This is a genomic window from Kordiimonas sp. (assembly GCF_048260245.1).
Classification (GTDB): domain Bacteria; phylum Pseudomonadota; class Alphaproteobacteria; order Sphingomonadales; family Kordiimonadaceae; genus Kordiimonas.
This window is the reverse complement of the sequence record NZ_JBLXGZ010000050.1, coordinates 1-20,046: the sequence shown is the minus strand read 5'-3', so window position 1 is coordinate 20,046 and position 20,046 is coordinate 1. Positions and strand designations below refer to the sequence as shown.

The 20,046-nt window shown below is 54.5% G+C and carries 19 protein-coding genes; 14 read left to right on the top strand and 5 right to left on the bottom strand.

Going from position 1 to position 20,046, the window contains the following annotated elements:
* The 5 genes from ACN0VM_RS17070 to ACN0VM_RS17050 all read left to right on the top strand — a co-directional run.
* On the top strand, positions 1 to 206 hold a 206-nt coding region (locus ACN0VM_RS17070), incomplete at its 5' end, for a hypothetical protein (RefSeq protein ID WP_417452103.1).
* A gap of 116 nt (positions 207 to 322) precedes the next feature.
* Entirely contained in the window at positions 323 to 2,416 is a 2,094-nt protein-coding gene (locus tag ACN0VM_RS17065) for a hydantoinase/oxoprolinase family protein (protein WP_417452102.1), read from the top strand.
* Between the two features lie 3 nt (positions 2,417 to 2,419).
* Positions 2,420 to 4,111 (top strand): hydantoinase B/oxoprolinase family protein, encoded by a 1,692-nt coding sequence (locus ACN0VM_RS17060; protein ID WP_417452101.1) that lies wholly within the window; start codon positions 2,420 to 2,422, stop codon positions 4,109 to 4,111.
* Positions 4,111 to 5,391 (top strand): purine-cytosine permease family protein, encoded by a 1,281-nt coding sequence (locus tag ACN0VM_RS17055; RefSeq protein ID WP_417452100.1) that lies wholly within the window; start codon positions 4,111 to 4,113, stop codon positions 5,389 to 5,391. Before ACN0VM_RS17060 ends, ACN0VM_RS17055 begins: the two co-directional genes overlap by 1 nt.
* Positions 5,392 to 5,410: 19 nt before the next feature.
* Complete coding sequence (locus tag ACN0VM_RS17050) at positions 5,411 to 5,779, top strand: hypothetical protein (RefSeq protein WP_417452099.1); 369 nt, start codon at positions 5,411 to 5,413, stop codon at positions 5,777 to 5,779.
* A gap of 56 nt (positions 5,780 to 5,835) precedes the next feature.
* Here ACN0VM_RS17050 and ACN0VM_RS17045 read toward each other — a convergent pair whose 3' ends face one another.
* From ACN0VM_RS17045 to ACN0VM_RS17025, 5 genes are all read right to left on the bottom strand, one after another.
* Positions 5,836 to 6,744 carry a TonB family protein gene (locus ACN0VM_RS17045; RefSeq protein WP_417452098.1) on the bottom strand — a complete coding sequence of 303 codons (909 nt, stop codon included), beginning with the start codon at positions 6,742 to 6,744 and terminating at the stop codon, positions 5,836 to 5,838.
* Entirely contained in the window at positions 6,741 to 7,124 is a 384-nt protein-coding gene (locus ACN0VM_RS17040) for an ExbD/TolR family protein (RefSeq protein WP_417452097.1), read from the bottom strand. Before ACN0VM_RS17040 ends, ACN0VM_RS17045 begins: the two co-directional genes overlap by 4 nt.
* Complete coding sequence (locus tag ACN0VM_RS17035; RefSeq protein ID WP_417452096.1) at positions 7,121 to 7,513, bottom strand: biopolymer transporter ExbD; 393 nt, start codon at positions 7,511 to 7,513, stop codon at positions 7,121 to 7,123. The genes ACN0VM_RS17040 and ACN0VM_RS17035 overlap by 4 nt, the downstream gene beginning before the upstream one ends.
* Positions 7,513 to 8,172, bottom strand: coding sequence for a MotA/TolQ/ExbB proton channel family protein (locus tag ACN0VM_RS17030; protein WP_417452095.1), 660 nt, complete (start codon positions 8,170 to 8,172; stop codon positions 7,513 to 7,515). The genes ACN0VM_RS17035 and ACN0VM_RS17030 overlap by 1 nt, the downstream gene beginning before the upstream one ends.
* Positions 8,173 to 8,287: 115 nt before the next feature.
* Positions 8,288 to 10,339 (bottom strand): TonB-dependent receptor domain-containing protein, encoded by a 2,052-nt coding sequence (locus tag ACN0VM_RS17025; protein ID WP_417452094.1) that lies wholly within the window; start codon positions 10,337 to 10,339, stop codon positions 8,288 to 8,290.
* Positions 10,340 to 10,591: 252 nt separating this feature from the next.
* On the opposite strand from ACN0VM_RS17025, the gene ACN0VM_RS17020 reads away from it, so the two are divergent.
* The 9 genes from ACN0VM_RS17020 to ACN0VM_RS16980 form a co-directional block, all read left to right on the top strand.
* Entirely contained in the window at positions 10,592 to 12,034 is a 1,443-nt protein-coding gene (locus tag ACN0VM_RS17020; RefSeq protein ID WP_417452093.1) for a DUF2271 domain-containing protein, read from the top strand.
* A 107-nt stretch (positions 12,035 to 12,141) separates the two neighbouring features.
* Entirely contained in the window at positions 12,142 to 12,987 is an 846-nt protein-coding gene (locus ACN0VM_RS17015; RefSeq protein WP_417452092.1) for a DUF4198 domain-containing protein, read from the top strand.
* A gap of 39 nt (positions 12,988 to 13,026) precedes the next feature.
* Positions 13,027 to 13,548, top strand: coding sequence for an EF-hand domain-containing protein (locus ACN0VM_RS17010; protein ID WP_417452091.1), 522 nt, complete (start codon positions 13,027 to 13,029; stop codon positions 13,546 to 13,548).
* A gap of 124 nt (positions 13,549 to 13,672) precedes the next feature.
* Positions 13,673 to 14,287, top strand: a complete 615-nt coding sequence (locus tag ACN0VM_RS17005) for a PepSY-associated TM helix domain-containing protein (RefSeq protein ID WP_417452090.1) — start codon at positions 13,673 to 13,675, stop codon at positions 14,285 to 14,287.
* A 30-nt stretch (positions 14,288 to 14,317) separates the two neighbouring features.
* Positions 14,318 to 15,874, top strand: a complete 1,557-nt coding sequence (locus tag ACN0VM_RS17000) for a flavodoxin domain-containing protein (RefSeq protein WP_417452089.1) — start codon at positions 14,318 to 14,320, stop codon at positions 15,872 to 15,874.
* Between the two features lie 159 nt (positions 15,875 to 16,033).
* On the top strand, positions 16,034 to 17,077 hold the full coding sequence (locus ACN0VM_RS16995) for a GlxA family transcriptional regulator (protein WP_417452088.1): 1,044 nt from the start codon (positions 16,034 to 16,036) through the stop codon (positions 17,075 to 17,077).
* 367 nt (positions 17,078 to 17,444) lie between these two features.
* Positions 17,445 to 19,343 (top strand): SGNH/GDSL hydrolase family protein, encoded by a 1,899-nt coding sequence (locus ACN0VM_RS16990; RefSeq protein WP_417452087.1) that lies wholly within the window; start codon positions 17,445 to 17,447, stop codon positions 19,341 to 19,343.
* 11 nt (positions 19,344 to 19,354) lie between these two features.
* The gene (locus tag ACN0VM_RS16985; protein WP_417452086.1) at positions 19,355 to 19,711 is read left to right on the top strand and encodes a glycine zipper family protein; all 357 of its coding nucleotides are present in this window, start codon (positions 19,355 to 19,357) and stop codon (positions 19,709 to 19,711) included.
* Positions 19,712 to 19,803: 92 nt separating this feature from the next.
* A partial coding sequence (locus ACN0VM_RS16980; protein WP_417452085.1) for a VOC family protein occupies positions 19,804 to 20,046 on the top strand: 243 nt, incomplete at its 3' end.

The following is a 20,046-nucleotide window of genomic DNA, read 5'->3' as shown; positions in this document are numbered from 1 at the left end:
GGGACCCGAAAACCTCCACTCAGCGGTCGGCGCTTGATCTGGTGAACCTGCGCTTCGGCCTCGAAGACCCGGAAGGCGTCTGGGCGCTGACGGGTACGGTCATCAACGCAACCGACGAGGTCTATAACTCGGAATGGGTTGTAGGGGGCTTCTCGCACGCAGCCCAGCCACGGACCTGGCACGTAGACCTGCGATACAACTTCTAAAGTAATTTTCCCCTCGGAAGACTTGGCTGGGGTTCTGCCCCAGCCACCTTTTCTGCCGACGGGCCACCTATGCCCAAAATCGGCGCCGAAAACCTGGCCAGAGCAAGGACAATATCATGAACCAAACCATACGCGCAGCCAGTGACGTTGGCGGCACCTTTACCGACCTCGTTTATTACACCGTGGACCCCCAAACCGGCATGTGTGGCGATATCTGCACGGCAAAGGCTGACACCACCCCACCCAACTTCGAGCAGGGTGTCCTGAATGGGATGCGGAAGGTGGGGCTGTCCCCCGCGGACCTGACCTTCTTTGCCCATGGCTCAACGGTCGTGATCAACGCGCTGACCGAGCGCAAGGGCGTCAAAACCGCGCTTATCACCACTAAGGGTTTCCGCGATGTGCTGGAAATCGCCCGCGGTAACCGGCCGGACCTGTTCAATTTTAACTTCCGCAAGCCTACCCCGTTTGTTGAACGCTACCTGCGCACCGAACTGGATGAGCGCGTAACCTACAAGGGTGCGGTTGAGCGCGCGGTAGACCTTGCTCCGCTTGCTGCCCAGCTTGAGATGTTCCGTGCGGACGGCGTGGAAGCCATCGCGCTGTCGTTCCTGCATGCCTATATCAACCCGGAAAACGAGCAGAAGGCGCTGGCGGAAATCAGACGCCTGTGGCCTGAAGTTTCCGTGCTGGCCAGCCATGAGATCAGCCGTGAATGGCGTGAGTATGAGCGCACGAACACCACAGTGTTGTCAGCTTACGTGCACCCCATCGCCAAACGATATATTGAAAACCTCGAGCAGAAGCTGGCCGATGGCGGCTTCACCGAGAAACCCTATATGATGCAGTCAAATGGTGGTATCTCAACCGTTGAGGCCGCCAAGGCCAACCCCATCACCATGGTGGAATCCGGCCCGGCATCTGGCATCTATGCTGCCGCGCATCTGGGGCAGGTGATCGGCGAATCCAATCTTATTGTGCTCGATATAGGTGGTACCACCGCAAAATGTACCCTGATCGAGAATGGCGAGTTCAAGGTCACCACGGAATATTATATCGAACGCGACAGCCGCCACCCCGGCTACCCAATCCAGACACCGGTGTCCGAGATTGTCGAGATCGGTAATGGCGGTGGCTCTATTGCCTGGATCGATGAAGGCGACAAACTACATGTTGGTCCGCAGTCGGCGGGGGCGATGCCCGGCCCGGCAGCATACGGCAAGGGCGGTAAACAACCGACAACGACAGACGCCAACCTTGTGTTGGGGCGGATCGACCCCGCAAGCTTTGTTGGCGGTGAGGTAGACCCGGACTGGGATGCGGTGGACGCGGCTTTTGCCCCGCTTCGGCAGCAGCTTGGTATCTCGCGTGAGGAGGTGGCGCGGGGTATTGTGCGTATCGCCAACGCCAACATGACCAATGCGCTCAGGCTGGTGTCCACCAACAAGGGGCATGATCCGCGCGACTTTGCGCTGATGGCCTTCGGCGGCGGGGGTGCCATGCATGCGGTGGCGCTGGCGGAGGAACTGAAGGTGCCGCGGGTGATCGTGCCGGTGAATTCATCGGTATTTTCGGCCTGGGGCATGCTATTGACCGACTTGAGGCGCGACTATGTGCAAACCCACCCGATGAAGCTGTGTACTGAGGCTGCAGGCGCTCTCAAGCATCAGTTTGAGGCTATGACGAACCAGGCGCTGGCGGACTATGCCCGCGATGGGGTAGACGCCAAGGCCCAAGGTTTGCTGGTCGAATGCTTGGCCGACATGCGTTATGCCGGACAGGAACATACTGTGAAGGTGCCGGTGAGCTTTGGTGCCGACGGCATGCCAGATACTGAAGCCACGCGGCAAACTTTCCACGATACCTATGAGAAACGTTTCACCTATCAGCTTGAAGCCGATGTGCAGATTGTCAATTTCCACCTTGTCGCCAAGGTGGAGGTGCAAAAACCGAACCTTGCGAAAAAGGCAGCCACGGGCCGTAGTGTTGGTGAGACGGTCACCGGCATGCGCATGGTGGACTTTGACCAGCATGGCCGCCATGAGGCGACAATCTACGCCGGGCTGGAGATGGAGCCGGGCATGGAACTGACCGGGCCGGCCATTATTCAGGAGCCGTCGGTCACGCTTGTGGTTTCACCCGGACACAAGGCCCATGTGGACGACTTTGGCAATTATCACATCACGCTCAACTTCAATGGGGAGGGCTAGACCATGACCCGCACAACAGCCGATATCTTCACCACCGAGATCATCAAGGATGCCCTTGTTGCCTTGGGGGATGAGATGTTCAACGCCATGGTGCGCACATCCATGAGCCCGATTATCTATGAAACCACTGACTTTGCGGTCGGCGCGACAGACGCGCGCGGTAACCTTTTGGCGCAAGGCAACGGCGTAACCGCCTTTCTCGCCACGCTGGATACCGCCGTGCAAAGTGCGTTGACCCATTATGAGGTCAGCGAGATTTTTCCCGGCGACGTGTTCATTACCAACAGTCCCTATGAAGGCGGCGGGACCCATCTCTCTGATGTGGTGATCCTCGTGCCGGTATTCCATGATGACCAGCTTATCGCCTGGACCGTGAATAAGGCGCACTGGACAGAGGTTGGCGGTGCGGAACCAGGCAGCGTTTCCACCAACGCGACCGAGATTTATCAGGAAGGCCTGCACTTCCGTTTCCTTAAGCTGTATGGCCGCGGCGCAGTGAACAAGGCGCTTGTCAGCCTGATCCGCGACAACGTGCGTCTGCCGGATTCCACCCTTGGTGACATGCACGCCGGTGTGGCGGCAGCCCGCGTGGGTGCGCGACGCATCGAAGACCTTGTGCAGAAATACGGCTGTCCATCGGTGCTGGCGGCAATGGATGACCTGCTGGACTATGGCGAGCGCATGACAATGGCCGAGCTGAAGAACTTGCCCAAAGGCGTGTTTGAGGCGGAGGATATTGTCGAGGATGACGGTCTTGGCAACGGACCCTTCACGGTGCGGGTGAAGGTCACCATCACCGATGACCGCATGGTAGCGGACTATTCCGCGTCTGACCCGCAGGTGCAGGGACCGATCAACTGTTCCTATACCGGGCTGGTTACCGGCGCGCGCTGTATCTTCAAGGCAATCACCAATTCGGAAATTCCAGCCAATGGCGGGTGTTTCCGTGCACTTGACGTTGTGTGTCCCCCCGGCACCATCGTCAGCGCCAGTTCCCCCGCGCCGGTATCCTTATATTACGAGCCGCTGATCGCGGCGATAGACGTGATGTGGAAGGCCCTTGCTCCACTTCTGCCGGACCGCCTGCCAGCCGGGCACCAGCGCAGTGTGGGCGCGACCTTTGTATCGGGCATACACCCCGATACCGGGGAGCTGTTTGTGATGGGCGAGCCGCTGGTGGGCGGCTGGGGGGCATCTGACCGGCTGGACGGTGACAGTGGTCAGTTCTGTTGCGCCAACGGTGAGACCTTCAATATCCCGGTTGAGCTTTTCGAAAGCCGTTACGGCATCCAGGTTGAGCAATATGCCTTCCACGACGAAGATGGCGGCGCGGGCGAGTATCGCGGCGGTAAGGGCGTCGTGCTGGATTATAAGGTCACCTCTGATGAAGCTTATCTTACCTACGCGGCCTCGCGCACCGTTTCAACCCCGTGGGGTATGAATGGCGGCCTGCCCGGTTCCAACAATTATGCTCAGATATTACGGCTCGATGGTTCGGTCGAGCGGCATCACATGTGTACGACTGTTCCGGCAAGGAAGGGAGAAGTCATCCGGCTGATTACCGGCACAGGGGGAGGTTACGGTGACCCTGCAGCGCGACCCGTTGACAAGCTAAAGTCGGATATTCTCAATGGCTATGTCACGCTTGAACAGGCAGTCAGAGACTACGGCTTTGATGCTTCAGGCCTCGCCTGATGAGTGGGTCGCATAGCGATCACAGCCTTGAGCGTGTGCCGGATGCGGACCTGACATCCGGCATGCATATATGGTTGATCATCGTCGGTGGTGTGATCGGCGTGCCCGTCTTCATAATGGCGGCACGCATAGGCGGCAGTTTAGGGCTTGCCGGTGCCGTGCCGGTGTTCCTGATCGGCTGCATTGTTGCGGCTGTGTTGGGTACGGTAACAAGCCTTGCTGGCGCCAAAACACGGCTGTCCACCTATATGCTTACAATCTTCTCGTTTGGCCGCCATGGGGCACTTTTTGTTAATGCCATTATTGCGCTATCGCTTGTTGGTTGGTTTGCTGTTATCGGCAGTGTTTTTGGTGATGCGGCACTGAATGCGCTGGAGGGCCTCGGCCTTGCCGCTCCGCCGGTTTGGTCGCTCAAGCTCGCGGGATGTCTCTTGATGGTAATGGTTTCCATCTTCGGATTTCGCGGCATTGACAGACTGGCGCTTTTTCTGGTGCCGCTCATGCTGCTGTTTCTGGGCTATGCGGCTTGTCTCACATGGGGAGATATTGGCCGTGAAACGCCCGGTGATTTCAGCTTCTCAAAAGCTGTCTCCGCTGTAGTTGGTAGCTATATTGTTGGCGTGGTTATCCAGCCGGATTATAGCCGCTTTGCCAAGAATATGCGCCATGCAGGTTGGTCGGTTGGATTGGCGCTTGGGGTCGCTTTTCCTGTTGTGCTGTTGCTGTCTGCCATCCCGGCCATGGCAACAGGTGAACAGGATATTATTCTGGTCATGATTGCGCTCGGTATCGGGCTGCCTGCCTTTCTACTGTTGCTGCTTGGTGCATGGTCAAGCAATGTTCTCTGCCTGTATTCAGCAGGCCTTGCTGTCTCTACCCTGATGCCTAGGTTTGGGCTTAAGATCATAATTGCCATTATAGGAACCGCTGGTACCGCGCTTGCCTTGATGAATGTGCAGGATTATTTTCTCGATTTTCTTGTCGTGCTGGGCGTTGGCATCCCTCCGATCGCAGCGATCTACGCTCTTGAGGTCTTTTTGCTTCGCCGTGTCGATTGGCAAATCCTGAGTGTCGATCATGAGCCAGCCTATAACCTGCGTGCCTTTATCGCTTGGGGCGGCGGCGCCCTGACGGGCTATCTCTCCGACGGCTTCGGTTTGGGCATCAGTGGTATCGGCGCGATCGACGCCATCATTGTATCCGCATGTCTTTACATGATGGTCGGCAGGAGGGGCGTAAGCGAACAGTCCCTGCCGCGCAATCAGGCTTCCTGCCAATAACTTCAAAAGGACGGCGAACATGCTGACCAACGCGGTATATCTCTATTTCGTTCTCGCGATCGGTTATAATCTTGTAAGTCAATTGCGGGCTGATTTGGGTAAAGAGCCTTTGGCGCCGACGGATCCGCCTTTCGGCATACTCATGATGTCGGTCCTTTTCGTTATCTGGTCGTTGCAGGATATCTTTCAGATGCCGGTATGGGCCATGCTTATCGCGGTTTATCTTTATCTGATTGCCCGCTTTGGCGTGTGGAGGCATCTGGTTGGTTACGCCGAAGACATATACCTCTCACGTCTTGCGTGGCGAAGTGCTATCGGAATCAACTTATATGGCTTGGGTGTCTTGGGTGCGGATGTGGCTGCTCACGCCCTTGGCCTCGAGCTTTGATGCCGGGCTTCCCCTTATAATCAAACTGTATAATCAATCTGTTTTCGGCGGCGCCTTTAGCGGCCTTCAATCTCAACTGTAAAAGTGTTGCTGACGCCTGCTGGCGGCACGGGGAACGGTGCGGCGCGTTCGATGAACTTGATTGCGTCCCGATCAAATTTATAGGACCCGGAACCCCTGGATATCTCGATATGCGCAATCTTACCTGACAAGGCGATGGCGAAGGTGACCATGGCAGCCCCCTGCGCCGGTGCGCGCGGGCGTCTGAAGCGTGACAGGTGTTTCATCACCAGGCCCGCGTAATTGCTGTTCTTGGCATTGCCTTGTGTGGTTGCCGTTTTCGCTTCCTGTGCCGCGTTTCCAGCGGTGATGGCCGTTGCAGCTGAAGCCGCGTTTCCGGTTTCCTCCGGCGTTTCGGTTGTATCGACACTCTGGTCGTTGCGGTTATTCTGCACAGATTTGCCGGGAAGGACATGATCGGCAGTGGGGGGCGCATCTTTCTCAGCCGCTCTCTCTTTTCTTTTTGGCTGTTTACTATCGCGCAGTTTATTCGTTTCGGGCTTTTTATACGGGCTTGCCTGTTTTTTGGTAGCATGAGGTTGCCGTTCTGGCGCTGGGGGCTGCGGGACCGCCTCAGGTTCAGCCTCATTTGGTCTCGGTGCAGCGTCATGCTGAATTAGCTCTGCCTTTTCCCGACGGGCAACTATCTCCTCGGGGGCGGGTTGCTCTCTCTCCGGCGTCCTTTTTGACTTTGCCTCCGGGGCGGTCTGCCCTGGGTGGCCGGTGTTGGCAGGGGCCAAATCCATAGCGGCATTCACACCTGTCTGAAGGCGGACGGATATACTTTGGCCAGCAATCAGAACCTGAGGGCCGCTTGCGGTGGATACTGCACCAAACACACCAATGTGCACGATTTGAGCAATAAAAAACGCTGCAATCCAGCGCCATGCATCTGGGTTTATCATTTGGGGGAATTCTCCGTCAGTACGATCACCTGGTCGGCGCCAGACAATTGTAGCTGTTTGACAATATTCAATAACTGATGCGCGGGAAGGGCACGTTCCGGCAGAAGTCGTGCAGTTTGCAGTTGGCCCTTCTGTGTCGCGAGATATTCCTCAACCGAGGTTATCTCTTCGCCCAGATAGGAGAGTTCACCCGTCCGGCTGATGTAGAGCGCGTCGGGTTCAGCACAGCACTCAAGACCTGTTGTCTGGATGAACTCCAGACCACCGCCCCGATGAGGGGACAAGGTGCCGGTTACCATGAAAAAAATCAGGATCAGAAACACGATGTTGATGAGCGAGATTACAGGCTCCATTTTGCTGCGACGTTTGGCTCGTTTCATGGCGTGTTAGCCTCCACCAACCTTAACGAAATCCCAGGAACGCCCGAAAGTCTGGACAGAATATCAACGAGCCGCTGGGTGCTGACATTATTTGCTACGCTGATCGTGACGGCGAGGGGCGGATCTCTCCGTTCAGCTAGGATCAGCTTTGGCATTTCATCATCTGTCACCATCTTGTCATCTATGAGCACGCTTTGCGGCTCTATATAGATGCGCATGACGCTGTCGGCATCCGGTTTGCTGTTAGATGCGCTATGTGCGGCGACGACCTCAACCTCGGCATAACGGGTGAAAGTGGATGCCAGCATGAAAAATAAAAGCAGCAGGAAGATCACGTCAATCAGTGAGGTGATGGATGCGCGGCGCCGCGATGTCTGGCGTTTCAGCATCAAGCTGCTTCACTTTCCAGCGCTGATGCTGATTTGTTGCATGCAGGTGTATTGAGTACAGAGAACATGTGGGAAGCGAAAAGTCTTTCCTGATCAATACGGGACTCTAACCATGTCAGTGCAACTGATGTTGGCATGGCGACAGAAAGGCCTGCTGCAGTGGTAAGAAGGGCAACCCATATGCCACCGGCGAGTGCAGCTGGGTCCACTTGCGAGCCAGCGGACTGTAGCTGCTGGAAGGCCTCTATCATGCCCAATACAGTGCCCAACAGACCAAGAAGTGGTGCAAGCTGTGCAACGGTATCCAGCGTACGGAAGCCTCGCTCCAGCGGCATCAGCCTCGTTTCTGCCTCGGCTTCCAGTCTTTCCGTTTTCCCGGGGTGATCCTTGAGGTCAAGTCCTAGGCTGAAGACAGGGGTGAGAAAGTGTTTTGACGCACCGAATATGCACTGGGCCTCGTGTATGTCGCCCCTGTCGAGAGCCGCGAGGGCACCCCGCAGGGCAGTTAGCTTGCCCACTTCTGCGCCAGCGTATTGCAGCGCCTTGTAACATATAAGCGAAAGAGACAAGCTGGATGTCAGGAGCAGGATGACAAAAACAGGCCCACCAGTCTGAATGATCTCGTAGAGTGGTTGCAAGATGGTTGCGATGCTTGGCATTTCCAAACCCAATCATTTTATACAGTCAAAAATAAACTCGGGCGGAGAAGGGCTTACGCTGCCAGCAAACTATACTGGCAGCGCATCTTTCCCCGCCTACGCTGGATGTTTACTGTTAGAACACATGCGAGATCGTGAGCTTGAAGTTCCGCCCGGGCGCGGTACGGGTCGCCAGAAGGGGCATATAAAGCTCGTCTGTCAGGTTCTCTGCCCCCAGTCGAATCTGTGTACCCGAAAGCAGACCTGTCTGGGGTGTGATCGTCATTCGGAGATTCAGTACGGTGAAACCACTGGTCTCTGTGGTGACAACGCCGCTAGTGCCAAGGCTGGTACGCGTTGTGTCTGCGTTTTTGACAGCCTCAAAGCTGACGTCAGCCCATGTAGACAGGCGTTGGCCGATGGTGGCACGGAACTGATCCGCCGGCGTATTGCGCCAATCCACTTCCTCACCTGTTGTGCGGGATTCATTGCCGCTGGTGATGTTGGCGTTGAGGTCGATGTAAAAGCCACTCTTGAAAGCGAGTGAACCTTCAAGCTCGAAACCCGAGATTTCAATATCTGAAACACCGCTGTAGGATGTTACATCGCTCAAATCGGTATTATAGTAGGTGGCTTTCAAAGCCAAGGCGTCACCGGCAGTAAAGATGCCGTTTCTATCGTATGACGCGCCAAGTTCATATGTATCAGCGATCTCAGATTGCACGCTATAGACGGGATTTTCGATATCGTCGAGGATGGGTAGGCTCTCGGTGCGCGCGAGGCTTCCGAAGACGGCGAAACCGTTCTGGAATTGATACCGTAATGACGCTCCGCCCATGATGGCATCATTGTCATAGCTTGCTTCTGTACCGTCATCCAGAGTGCCTTCGAGCTTTTGCGTTTCGTAACGCAGCGCTGGCGTTAAGCTCCAGCCCTGACCAAACTCGATCTGATCCACAACAAAGAAGGCGAGACGTTTGTCCGTGCCACCCGGTGCGGAATTCGCATCAAGGCGGTCCTTTTGCAGCAACTCAACGCCTGTGCGAAGCTCATGGGATAAGGCGCCGGTCTCCAGGAAGGCGTAGTTTTTCATCGTCAGCTTAGTGGTTTCATACTTATGGTCGGCGTCCACAACAGCGAAGCAGCCGAACGGCGCGCTTGCTTCGATACAATCCTGTTCGATCTCCTGATTGGCGTAAGTCAGACCGAGATCGAGGTTTATAAACTGGTTTTCCTGCGGGTTATAGTTGTAAACAAATGATGCTGTTTGCGTTTTGGTGTCGCGGTCCACATTGCCAAAGGAGCCACCTGTTGTCCCGAAACTGTCGTAGGGCACATCGCGGTCGGTTGCATTGGATTGGGTGTAGCTTGCAGACAGGCTATGGGACTCGCCAAAGGTATATCTAGCTTTTAGAAGGTAAGAGGGAAGGTCAAATTTGCTGTTGCCAATTTCTTCACCGTCTCCATCATGTTGGTTTCCCTGCTCACGGTACGCAACGTTTGCAAGAAGTTCGAGATTCTTTGTTGGCTGCCAGGCGACGATGGCTGAGCCGTTCAAGCCGTCCTCGTTGGTATAGGCTCCCCCCGTCAGCGCCAGTTTAAAGCCGGTCTCACCTGCTGTGAAATCTGATGCATCCTTTGTCTGCAGGCGGACGGTACCACCCACAATGCCCGAGCCGTACTCAAAGCTACCCACAGTACCCCGAATGACTTCAGCGCTTTTGTAAAGATACGGGTCGGTAAATAACTGATTGCCGATGCGGTACAGTTCTTCCGACCCGGTGGTTGCACCATCAACGATGATCGCGACTTTCTGGTCGGTACCGTAAGTGCCGTTGGCGCCGAAGCCGCGAATGTTAATACCAGAACCTGCGGGGGAGGATCCATTCACGAGCGTAACGCCCGGCACAGAGTCGATAAGTTCCGCAATTGTGCTGGCTTGACGGTCGTTGATTTCTACTTGGTCGAGAACTGTCACCGGGACCGCGGTTTCAGTTTTTACTGTACGTTTGCTTTCGCCTAACACGATTGTCCCGAGAAATTCGCTGCTTTCCACTGCAGTATCGTGTTCCTGTGCGTTCGTTTCTGTTTCCTTATCCTGAGCTGCTAAGGAGCTTTGCGATGCGACAATCACTGCAATAAGTGATCCGCCGAGCAAGAAGTGTCTTTTGCCAATGATATTCAACATGGGTCAGCCTTCTGTTATATGATATAACTAATAATGATTCTTAATATCAGATGAGGCGATTTATCATCCATGACCATTAGTTGCAAATGATTCTTAATATTAATTTATGTTGACAATGCAACTCATTCTCAATTAATGGGTCCATTGCTTTTGCACAGGCGAATGATCCTGTGCTCGCGCAAATGTAATGAAGGGACGTGTTTTGTGAGACAGTATGCAGCGGCGTTTTTAGTGTTTTGTGGCGTGGTTAGCGTGAGCGGATTGAGCCGTGCGTGTGCAGGCTCCCACTCATTCAAACAGGAGAATGTGCTCGGCACGTCCTTTGAAATGATGGTGGTCGCTGATAGTAACACCGATGCTGCGAAGGCATGGCAGGCTGCACTCAACGAAATATTCGCTCTGGAAATGGTGTTAAGTACCTGGCGGAAGGATAGCGAGATCTCCGCCCTTAACAGCAAGAATGAGGCCGTCGTATCTGACAGCCTGTTTCAGCTTCTGAGGCAGTGCGAGCGCTACCGGGTCGCTACGCAGAACGCAGTCAGTTGTCGTATCGGCGGTTTGATATCGGCATGGCGCCAAGCTGAACATCGGGGGCGTGTCCCCCTTGAGACAGAAATGAGAGTTAAGGCACAGGAAATCAAGGTAGCGTCGCTTGGTCTGGACGCGAAAAAATCTCGTGTTCGGCGCCCGAACAATGTTGTCTTTGCGGTAGATGCCATTGCCAAAGGCTGGATTCTGGACCGCGCGGCGAAGGCTGCAATCGAGGCTGACCGCAAGGTGGCCGGTGTTATGCTTAATATTGGCGGCGATATCAAAATTGCTGGTGATCTGGCTGAGCATAAGCCTGTGGTTGGCATCGCGGGCCCAGGTGCGGGCGATAATGAGTTTCCTATGGATAAGATTACCGTTGCAAAAGGCGGCATTGCTTCCAGTGGTGGTGGTATGAGAGACCTCATTATTGAGGGCCGGGCATATTCGCATATCATTTCACCTGAAACCGGCATGCCGCAATCGTCTGTTGCTTCCGCAACTGTCGTGGCACCGACAGCGGCGGAAGCCGATGTGCTTGCGACCGCTTTCTCTGTCATGGGGGTGGGCAGAAGCCTCGGCTATGCCAATAGTCACGAAGGTGTGGAAACGGTTATCATTACCTCTGGCGGCGGCCGGTTTACCAGTAAGGGCTGGCCCGCGTTGATGGTGGCGGTCCAACCGCAGTCTGCGGCGGGTGCGGGCATTGATAACGCTTGGCCAGCCGACTATTTACTTGAAATCGAATATGAGCTGCCGCTGATCAGCGTGTCAAATTACGAGGCGCCTTATGTTGCGGTATGGGTGACTGGTTCAAACAATCAACTGGTGCGCAGCCTGCTGTTGCTTGGCAAAGAGCCACGCTGGGTCGAAGAAAATTACCGCTATTGGCGCCGCTACGGCCGAAAACATCCCGCCATTGTTGATACTCTGGCACAGCCCACTCGCAAGCCGGGCCGTTACCGGCTTGTCTGGGATGGCCGTGATGAGCAGGGTATTCCTGTGCCCAAGGGTACATATACCCTGCATGTTGAGGCGTCGCGTGAGCATGGTGCTCACTCTTATGCGCGCCATGACATGACACTCACGGATGGTCCGTCAGAGGCCAGCATCCCTGCGCAGGCCGAAATCGGCGAAATTACTCTTCAGTATGGCGCGGCGGAATAAATGATCGGCTTGTGAACGCCTGGGCAGCGCCGGTTGCTTGCTTACACAGTATTCAGCCGTTCGACACAATCAATAATCAAACTTAATTGCATTGAAGGATAAAGCCAATGACGAGACAGAGGTATGATCAACTTAGGACAGGAAGGACGCCGTGGCTTGGAGGGCTCGGTATTGCTCTTGTATCAGCTACGCTGTTGGCAGGCTCAGCGGGGGCACATACTTCCTATTTGAAGCCGAATTTCTTCTCATTATCCCGGGCCGAGATGGTCACACTTGAATCTGCATTTACAGAAGCATTTTCTAACCCTGAGGTGGCTGTGGTATCGCAGGATTGGCATTTCTATTTTCCTGACGGCTCACGGGGCGAATACGACAATATCGCCGGGTTAAAGCAGGTCACCGTACTTGAACAGGAGCTCCCGCAGGAGGGTACCTATCGTTTCTCCACCGGAGAACGCCTTGGACGCAAGGGACGAATGTATGAGATGCCGGATGGCCAGCTAAAACCCGTTTTCAATGAAAAGCGTGAGGAATTGCCAAAGCCGGCGGGGGCCAGCCTTGTCACTACGCAGACCGCGACGGTCGCTGATGTGTATGTGACGAAGGGCGCACCGTCGTCTCAGGTCTTGCAAACAGCTGTAGGACGTTTGCGGATCGAACCAGTCACACACCCTAGCGAGATATATCTTGATGTCGGATTTTCATTTCGGCTGACCTTCGATGGTGCCGACATGACAGGTCAGGAGATGACCCTTTCCCGCGACGGTGGTGCCTATGCCGATGACAAGGGGGAACGCCATTTCAAGACAAACAGCGCGGGCGTTACAACGCTGAACTTTACCAAGCCGGGCATGTATCTGCTGATGACACGTCACCGTGCCGCTGCCCCCGCTGGTGCGGAAACCGACATCCGAAGCTACACGACATCTTTGACCTTCGAAGTTATGCCCTGACCCACGGCCATAACTACAACGACAGAAATGGAGACGATTATGAAAAGAGTTCTTTTGATCAGTGCGTTCGCTTTTGTGGCTTTTGAGCTTTCACCTGCCATGGGAAGTGACGCCGTACAGGTATCGGACGCCAAAAAATACGACGAAAAGCAAACCAAGCCGAAGGGCGAAGACCGTACCATGCGCCGCCGCAATGGCGGAGGTCACAGTAAGCAAGCCTTCATGGAAACCTATGATCTTGATGGTGATGGCCGTGTGTCCGAGCAGGAGTTTTACGCCGCAAGAGACAAGGGGTATGCATCACGCGATGGTAACGGGGATGGCAGTGTTAGTCCCGACGAATACGTTGCTGAATATGAGGTGCGCCTTGACAGGCAACTGGCGGAACAACGAGACCGGCAGCTAAAGCAGGCCTATGTGCGTTTCGGGGTTCTTGACGACGATAAAAATGGCGTCATGACGCTTGAGGAGTTCAAGAAGACTGGCAAGCGCATGTTCGATCGCCTGGACTCCAACAAAGATGGTCTCGTCGATGACAAAGATGAAGCCGAGCGCTATTGATCGCTTTCATAACAGAGACACGGTACGCCAGCCCAAATGGTGGGCTGGCGGCATTAATTAAATTATTCCGGATAGATGATGACGTTCACATCGGCGTCGCAGGCATTGATACAGAGAAAAGATAATGAAAGCAGCGCAACGGGCGTTTTGGCTCAGGCAGTTCTATCAATGGCATTGGATTAGCGCTGCGCTTTGTCTGATCGGCATGTTGGCATATGCGGTAACGGGTATCACGCTCAATCATGCGGCAGACATCGCTGTTAAACCTGAGGTTACTACGCTTGAGCATGCGCTGCCGGAGGCTTTACTGGCGAAAATTGACGTGGTGGAAGGTCCGGCAATGCGTCCCTTGCCAACGGAAATACAGGGGTGGCTTGCACGCGAGATGGCCGTGCAGGTGGGTGTTCGTGAAGCCGAATGGACGGACAGCGACATATACATGTCCATACCAGGGCCCGGCGGCGACGCTTGGCTGAGTATTGACCTGAACGATGGCAGAGTTGAATACGAAGAAACCTTTCGCGGTTGGATGTCCTACTTCAATGACCTGCATAAGGGGCGCGATACAGGACGGGCATGGGGCTGGTTTATCGATATATTTGCCGCCGGCTGTGTGGTTTTTTGTGTTACCGGGCTTGTGCTGCTGCAATTTCACGCTAAGCGCCGCCCAAGCACATGGCCTGTTGTCGGACTTGGGTTCGTTGCACCGGTTTTGCTCATCATCCTGTTCATGCACTGAAGAAAGCGGTCGCAGTTTATGTGGATGCTGATGGGGTTTATCACAGCGGTATTAGTGTTGATGTTCGGGATGCAGAACCAGGTTTTTGCATTCCTGTCACCGGCCTATATTCAGGGGTGCAAAGCCGGGGGGGTGTTCGTCCTTTATGCACTGTTGGTCTTTGGTGTGGTTCGTGGCCGCAGAGTTGAGGTGACCGATGTGGCCACAGGAACTGAAGGCGAGTTTCTTGTCGCATATGCCAGCCAGAGCGGTACGGCAGAAGAACTGGCGCGCCGAACAGCCAAGGCGTTATCGGCGGGCGGTCGAATTGCCCATCTCGTTAATTTCTCCAACCTTGACCTGACGAGGTTGACGGGCAGCGAAACCGCACTCTTTGTCGTAAGCACGACGGGAGAGGGTGGTGCGCCGGATACAGCGGTGCATTTTGAGACACATATAACGAATGGCGCGCCGCACCTTGCGAGACTGAAGTATGGCGTGCTGGCGCTCGGTGACCGCAACTACCCGGAGTTTTGTGCATTTGGGCGCGCTCTGGATAATTGGCTAAAAGCGGGCGAGGCACAGCCTCTTTTTGACCGCGTAGATGTTGATCAAGCCAATGAGGTCGCCATCTCTCTGTGGTTTGAGCATGTCGCCTCACTTGGCGCGGTAAAAGTCGGTTTGCCGTCTGATAAGTTTCAGTCTTGGTATCTTGATAATCGCGTCTTGCTCAACCCGGGAAGTGAGAACCCAGCCGTATACCATGTGGGTCTGATGCCGACCGGCAAGACCCCTGACTGGCGTGCGGGCGATATCGCTGTGGTGCGACCTCGCAACGCTCCGTCGCTTGTGCAGTCCTGTCTCGCAGCTACCCGATTTAGTGGCAATGAGCGTGTATCATACCGAAACCTTGATTTGTCGCTTGCAGCCGCACTTTCAAACCTTGCATTAGGCCATCTCCCGCTTACGCATGCGTCGCCGCAAGCATTGATAGATAGCCTGCCGCCTTTGCCCTTGCGTGAATATTCTCTCGCCTCTTTACCGTCTGACCGTCGGCTGGAACTGGTTGTGCGGCAGATGCGCGGGGTCGGTGGGCAGTTGGGAATGGGGTCTGGCTGGTTGACTGAGTTTGCGCCTGTCGGGGAGGCAGTGGAAATACGTCTGCGGGCGAATGCAAGTTTTCATGGCCCTGATGATGACCGGCCAATGATTCTCGTTGGTGCAGGCTCCGGTATTGCTGGCTTGCGCGCACATTTGAAGGAGCGTGAGCAAAAGGGCCACAACCGCAACTGGTTGATCTTTGGCGAGCGGAACAAGCGCGTGGACTATCTTTTTGAACAGGAGCTCGAAGCGTGGCGTACCCGTGATGTCCTGAAGCGCCTTGACCTGTGTTTCATGGAAAATGGTGTTCAGCGTATGGTGCAGGAGGTTTTTTACGATAAACAAACTGAGGTTGCTGAATGGCTGGAAGCTGGCGCAGCAATTTACGTTAGCGGCAGCCGTGCCCGTATTGGCGTGGGCGTTGACAAAGCGCTGAAAGATCTGGTTGGCGAACGTCATATGCAGGCAATGGTGGAACGGGGCTTATATAAAAAGGATGTATATTAACAAGTTATAAACTGTGCGTGGTTGTCTTTGGGTATTTTGCCTGGAAACAGTTGCTGCTTGGATGACTATTGACACTTCTCATTCAGAGGGCGTGTTGTTGGCGGAAAAGGTGGGGTCTTTGTCCTAGCTGTTTTGAACCACAGCGGATAGTTTCTGCTTATGGAACACGGCAACGAACATATTAAAAATTTGAATGACCCCCGCACCGTTATGATGGTGGTCTATCCAAACGCCCACATTCTGGATGTCACCGGACCGCTTGAGGTTTTGACCGGAGCCTCTCTTTTTTTACCCGATACCACACCAACATACGAGACGATCCTCGTAGCAAATCAAGGTGGAGCGGTTAAGACAACAAGTGGTTTATCGCTTCAGGCAGACCTATCTTTCCGCGATGCCACTGAGCAACTGGCTACGCTGGATACTTTGCTCATATCTGGCGGTCACGGCATTAATGAAGCGACCAGCGACACCGAGTTGATGGAGTTTGTGCGTATCGCATCGACGCGGGCGAAACGTGTTGTCTCCATTTGTACCGGGGCAATGATCCTTGCCGAACTAGGCCTTCTGAATGGTCGCCGCGCCACAACTCACTGGTGGTGGTGCCCAATTCTCGCACAGAAATACCCTGAAGTTGAGGTGGACGCTGATGCTATTTATGTCCGTGATGGAAATGTCTGGACATCTGCTGGCGTCACCACGGGCATGGACCTGGCCCTTTCATTGGTGGAGATGGACTTTGGGCATCATATTGCGCTGCAGGTGGCGCGTTATAATGTAATGTACATGATGCGACCGGGCGGGCAATCCCAGTTTAGCGCCCAGTTGCTGTCACAGAATGCCGAAGACCACAACATAGGCAAGGTCCTGAGGCATGTTATCGGAAATCTGACGGCCGATTTGTCTGCCCCGGCTCTGGCGGAATATGCTGGCATGAGTGATCGGACGTTCAACCGAAAATTCAAGGAAGAGACAGGCCATACACCTGCGGCTTATGTGGAATTGGCGCGAGTACAGGCCGCGCGTATACAGCTTGAACAGTCTGAACTAGGGGTCGAGCTGGTTGCGTTGAAGACGGGCTTTCAAAGCCCTGAGCGTATGCGGCGGGCTTTCCATCGGCATGTAGGCATTTCCGCTGCCGACTATCGCGAGAGGTTCAAGGCCAGCGGCGGGTCCTCTCCCATGGAGGGCGGAGAGGCATGATGATCTATGCCATATAGTCCTGTGCTGCACTGACCCAGGCACTTTCACAAGAGTAATCATTAACAGCAAGCGCTGCCGAAAGGCAGGTGGAATTTTCATGACACGAGGGCAACCGGCGTGCCCCTGTTTGCGTGCGCCCTTCATGGCGACAAAAATTCAGGCTAAGGGGCTGATATTTAAGCAGTATTAACGCGGATGGCAGTGAGCTTCAGGATGATCCGAAGCTGCTGGTAGGGGGAGTTTAAATCCCTGTTGTCATCGGTGGCGATAACCAGAATCTGTGCCGAGCAATCCCAAGCTTCCGCGCAGCAGTATTTTTAAACAACACATACAAACAAGCTCTGGACGAGCGATCAGGAGAGACGACATGACACGAGGACAAACAAGGAAAGTCCACTTCAGGACAATGACGAGCGCAACGACCCTTTTCGCGGGAGTTGCAATAGGCGCGCTGATTGCGAGCCAGGCACACGCGTTGCCGGCTGACGGTAACTATTATTTTTTTGGTGACAGTTCCATTGGTCAAGGAAACTGGAGCGCACTTGTGGGAGCAAGGGGCGAGGACTTCCACCCTTATTCCAGCAACAATGGCTTCCAGCGGGAATCCAATGGCCTTGTCTGGGCTGAAATGCTTGGTCGCGATGTAGATATTATCTTCGATCCCGATATCGATAGCAGCAATATCAATTTTGCGGTTTCAGGGGCACACATGACGACACTGGGAGATTTGTCGCCGCTGGGCCTGGATACAGGTGTGCAAAATCAGGTCACGCTATTCGGTAACCTTGTTGCAGCAGGTGATATCACACCATCGGCAGATGATGCTTTTTTCGTTCTGGCCGGCGCCAACGATTATCTCGACCGTGTCGCAGTAGGTGAAACGGTGAGCGCGGTCACCAGCGATGTAGTGGCAGCTACCGTGGACAATGTTTCAAGGCTGGCAGGCTTGGGCGCAAAAACCATTCTACTCTCTGAAGTGCAGCCAATAGATTATGCGCCGGGAAATGCTGGCGACGCAAACGCCAAAGCTTTTTGGAAAGCCACGACAATTGAGGCCAATGCGGCGATCAGGAGCGCAGTGACGGCGGCCGGTGTGGATGGCAATGTTGTAACGGTGAAGTACCGCAACATGCTGGAGCATATTACAGAAAATGCAGCGGCTTTAGGCTTTTCGTCGACAACGGCGCCTTGCTATGAAGAAGAAGCCGAAACGCTTTGTGCCGCGGATGTCGCGGGTCAGAATGCATATTTGTTTTTCGATGATCTGCATTTGACCGAGGGGGCACAAAAAATTGAGGCACAGTGGTTTGCCGCCACACTGCAAGCGGCGTCGGGCGAGGCGTCTCGTCAGGCCGCACGTATCGCCGACGTTGCGCAATATGAACTTGAAACTGTACTTCGGCGGGTAGGGCGCAACCAGGCCGACCGGAGGCGTGGGTTCAGCCTGTACGGGGACTTCTTGTACGATAGTCCGCTTCTGGCAAATGGCGATCTACGTTCTTTGGCGGAAAATGATTTTAAGGCGGGTGTGTTAGGGATTGATGGCGCGTTGACAGATGAACTCTTTGCGGGTCTCGCGGTGTCTCTTACCAAAGGTGAGGTTTCTACACTCTATGGCGGTTATGACAGCGAAACTAAAGCGGTACATGGTTATGTTGGCCTTAGGCAAGGCATGATATCCGCGCGTCTCGGAGGTAGCTATGGCTGGATTGATATTGATGATTTCCTGCGCGAGACCGGTGTCGACCTGCTGACTGCACACGGCAATACCAAGGGGCATTTATGGGATGTTTTCGCTGAGGTCGGCACTGGGGCTCACTGGCTGTCTACCACCATCAACGCCAATGTTTCCTTCCACGTCAGTGACATCAGTGTGGACGGCTTCAGCGAATATGGCGCGACGGGCCTTGCGCTGGCATACGAGGACCAAAGCCGTAAAAGCCGCCGAGTGGAACTGGACCTTCGGCTGAAGCACGACGGTTGGCAATTGTCGCGTACGGTCCGATTGGCGCCGGTAGCTGATTTCAACTACCGCCGTGAATTATCGAGCGGCCAATACGTCCTAGCTTCCCAGTTGCTGGACAATACTGCAAATCGTGCGCTGTTCCATACGGATGGTGCAGTGGCGGACAGGCTGTCGGGTAAGTTCGGTTTTGATATTGATGTCGCGGACAAATGGCGCATTGCAACTCGGTTTGAAAAGACTTGGGCTGACGATGTGGCGGACGCACAGGCAGTTAGCGTTTCGCTCCGTTGGGCTTTCTAGGAGTGATGGCCATGAAAACGGTAATATGGATTGCAGCAGGAACTTTGGCGCTAACAGCATGTGCAAATACCGGAGCAGATTATCGTCCGATCGTGGACGGTCCGGTGTCCGCCTCATATTCCACGGACCTGGCGGCCTGTCAGGCCGTCGCGAAGAAACGCAGTTACCTCAACGATGACACAAAAGGCGATGGCGTGCTCGGCGCTGCCATTGGCGCGGTTCTTGGTGCTTTTGACGGTAATATCGTCGAGGGCGCAATCGTCGGTGGTGTTTCGGGGCTCGGAGCAGGGGCCTACAAGGCAAAAGATGAACGCAAGGATGTGGTTGTCGACTGTATGAGAGGGCGCGGACACAAGGTTGTTGGTTAACGACAGCGAGGAATGTGGCTGGGTCGACTGCCCGGCCACCAATAAGAGCATTAATAAAATGGCGACAGCATAAAGGATAAACCGAGAGCTCGATGGCGGAAGATTATAGGTCACCGCCATCGATGCTTCCGGCAAAAATCGGAAAAGCAATGAAAGAGACAAACGGAAAATTTCCGATCAAAATCTGTCAAATTGACCAGATTGAGATCAGGACCGAGAATCTGGCAGCGATGATCAAATTCTATAGCGGAGTTTTGGGATGTGATATTATACAAACGTCAGCAGAGACCCTGACGGTGCGGTTGGGTGCAGGTCGCTCATTGATTGACTTGCGC

Bases quoted from the DNA above. Each gene is read 5' to 3' on its own strand.
- ACN0VM_RS17065 (WP_417452102.1), top strand. From the start codon at position 323: ATGAACCAAACCATACGCGCAGCCAGTGACGTTGGCGGCACCTTTACC.
- ACN0VM_RS17060 (WP_417452101.1), top strand. From the start codon at position 2,420: ATGACCCGCACAACAGCCGATATCTTCACCACCGAGATCATCAAGGAT.
- ACN0VM_RS17055 (WP_417452100.1), top strand. From the start codon at position 4,111: ATGAGTGGGTCGCATAGCGATCACAGCCTTGAGCGTGTGCCGGATGCG.
- ACN0VM_RS17050 (WP_417452099.1), top strand. From the start codon at position 5,411: ATGCTGACCAACGCGGTATATCTCTATTTCGTTCTCGCGATCGGTTAT.
- ACN0VM_RS17045 (WP_417452098.1), bottom strand. From the start codon at position 6,744: ATGATAAACCCAGATGCATGGCGCTGGATTGCAGCGTTTTTTATTGCT.
- ACN0VM_RS17040 (WP_417452097.1), bottom strand. From the start codon at position 7,124: ATGAAACGAGCCAAACGTCGCAGCAAAATGGAGCCTGTAATCTCGCTC.
- ACN0VM_RS17035 (WP_417452096.1), bottom strand. From the start codon at position 7,513: ATGCTGAAACGCCAGACATCGCGGCGCCGCGCATCCATCACCTCACTG.
- ACN0VM_RS17030 (WP_417452095.1), bottom strand. From the start codon at position 8,172: ATGCCAAGCATCGCAACCATCTTGCAACCACTCTACGAGATCATTCAG.
- ACN0VM_RS17025 (WP_417452094.1), bottom strand. From the start codon at position 10,339: ATGTTGAATATCATTGGCAAAAGACACTTCTTGCTCGGCGGATCACTT.
- ACN0VM_RS17015 (WP_417452092.1), top strand. From the start codon at position 12,142: ATGACGAGACAGAGGTATGATCAACTTAGGACAGGAAGGACGCCGTGG.
- ACN0VM_RS17010 (WP_417452091.1), top strand. From the start codon at position 13,027: ATGAAAAGAGTTCTTTTGATCAGTGCGTTCGCTTTTGTGGCTTTTGAG.
- ACN0VM_RS17005 (WP_417452090.1), top strand. From the start codon at position 13,673: ATGAAAGCAGCGCAACGGGCGTTTTGGCTCAGGCAGTTCTATCAATGG.
- ACN0VM_RS17000 (WP_417452089.1), top strand. From the start codon at position 14,318: ATGGGGTTTATCACAGCGGTATTAGTGTTGATGTTCGGGATGCAGAAC.
- ACN0VM_RS16995 (WP_417452088.1), top strand. From the start codon at position 16,034: ATGGAACACGGCAACGAACATATTAAAAATTTGAATGACCCCCGCACC.
- ACN0VM_RS16990 (WP_417452087.1), top strand. From the start codon at position 17,445: ATGACACGAGGACAAACAAGGAAAGTCCACTTCAGGACAATGACGAGC.
- ACN0VM_RS16985 (WP_417452086.1), top strand. From the start codon at position 19,355: ATGAAAACGGTAATATGGATTGCAGCAGGAACTTTGGCGCTAACAGCA.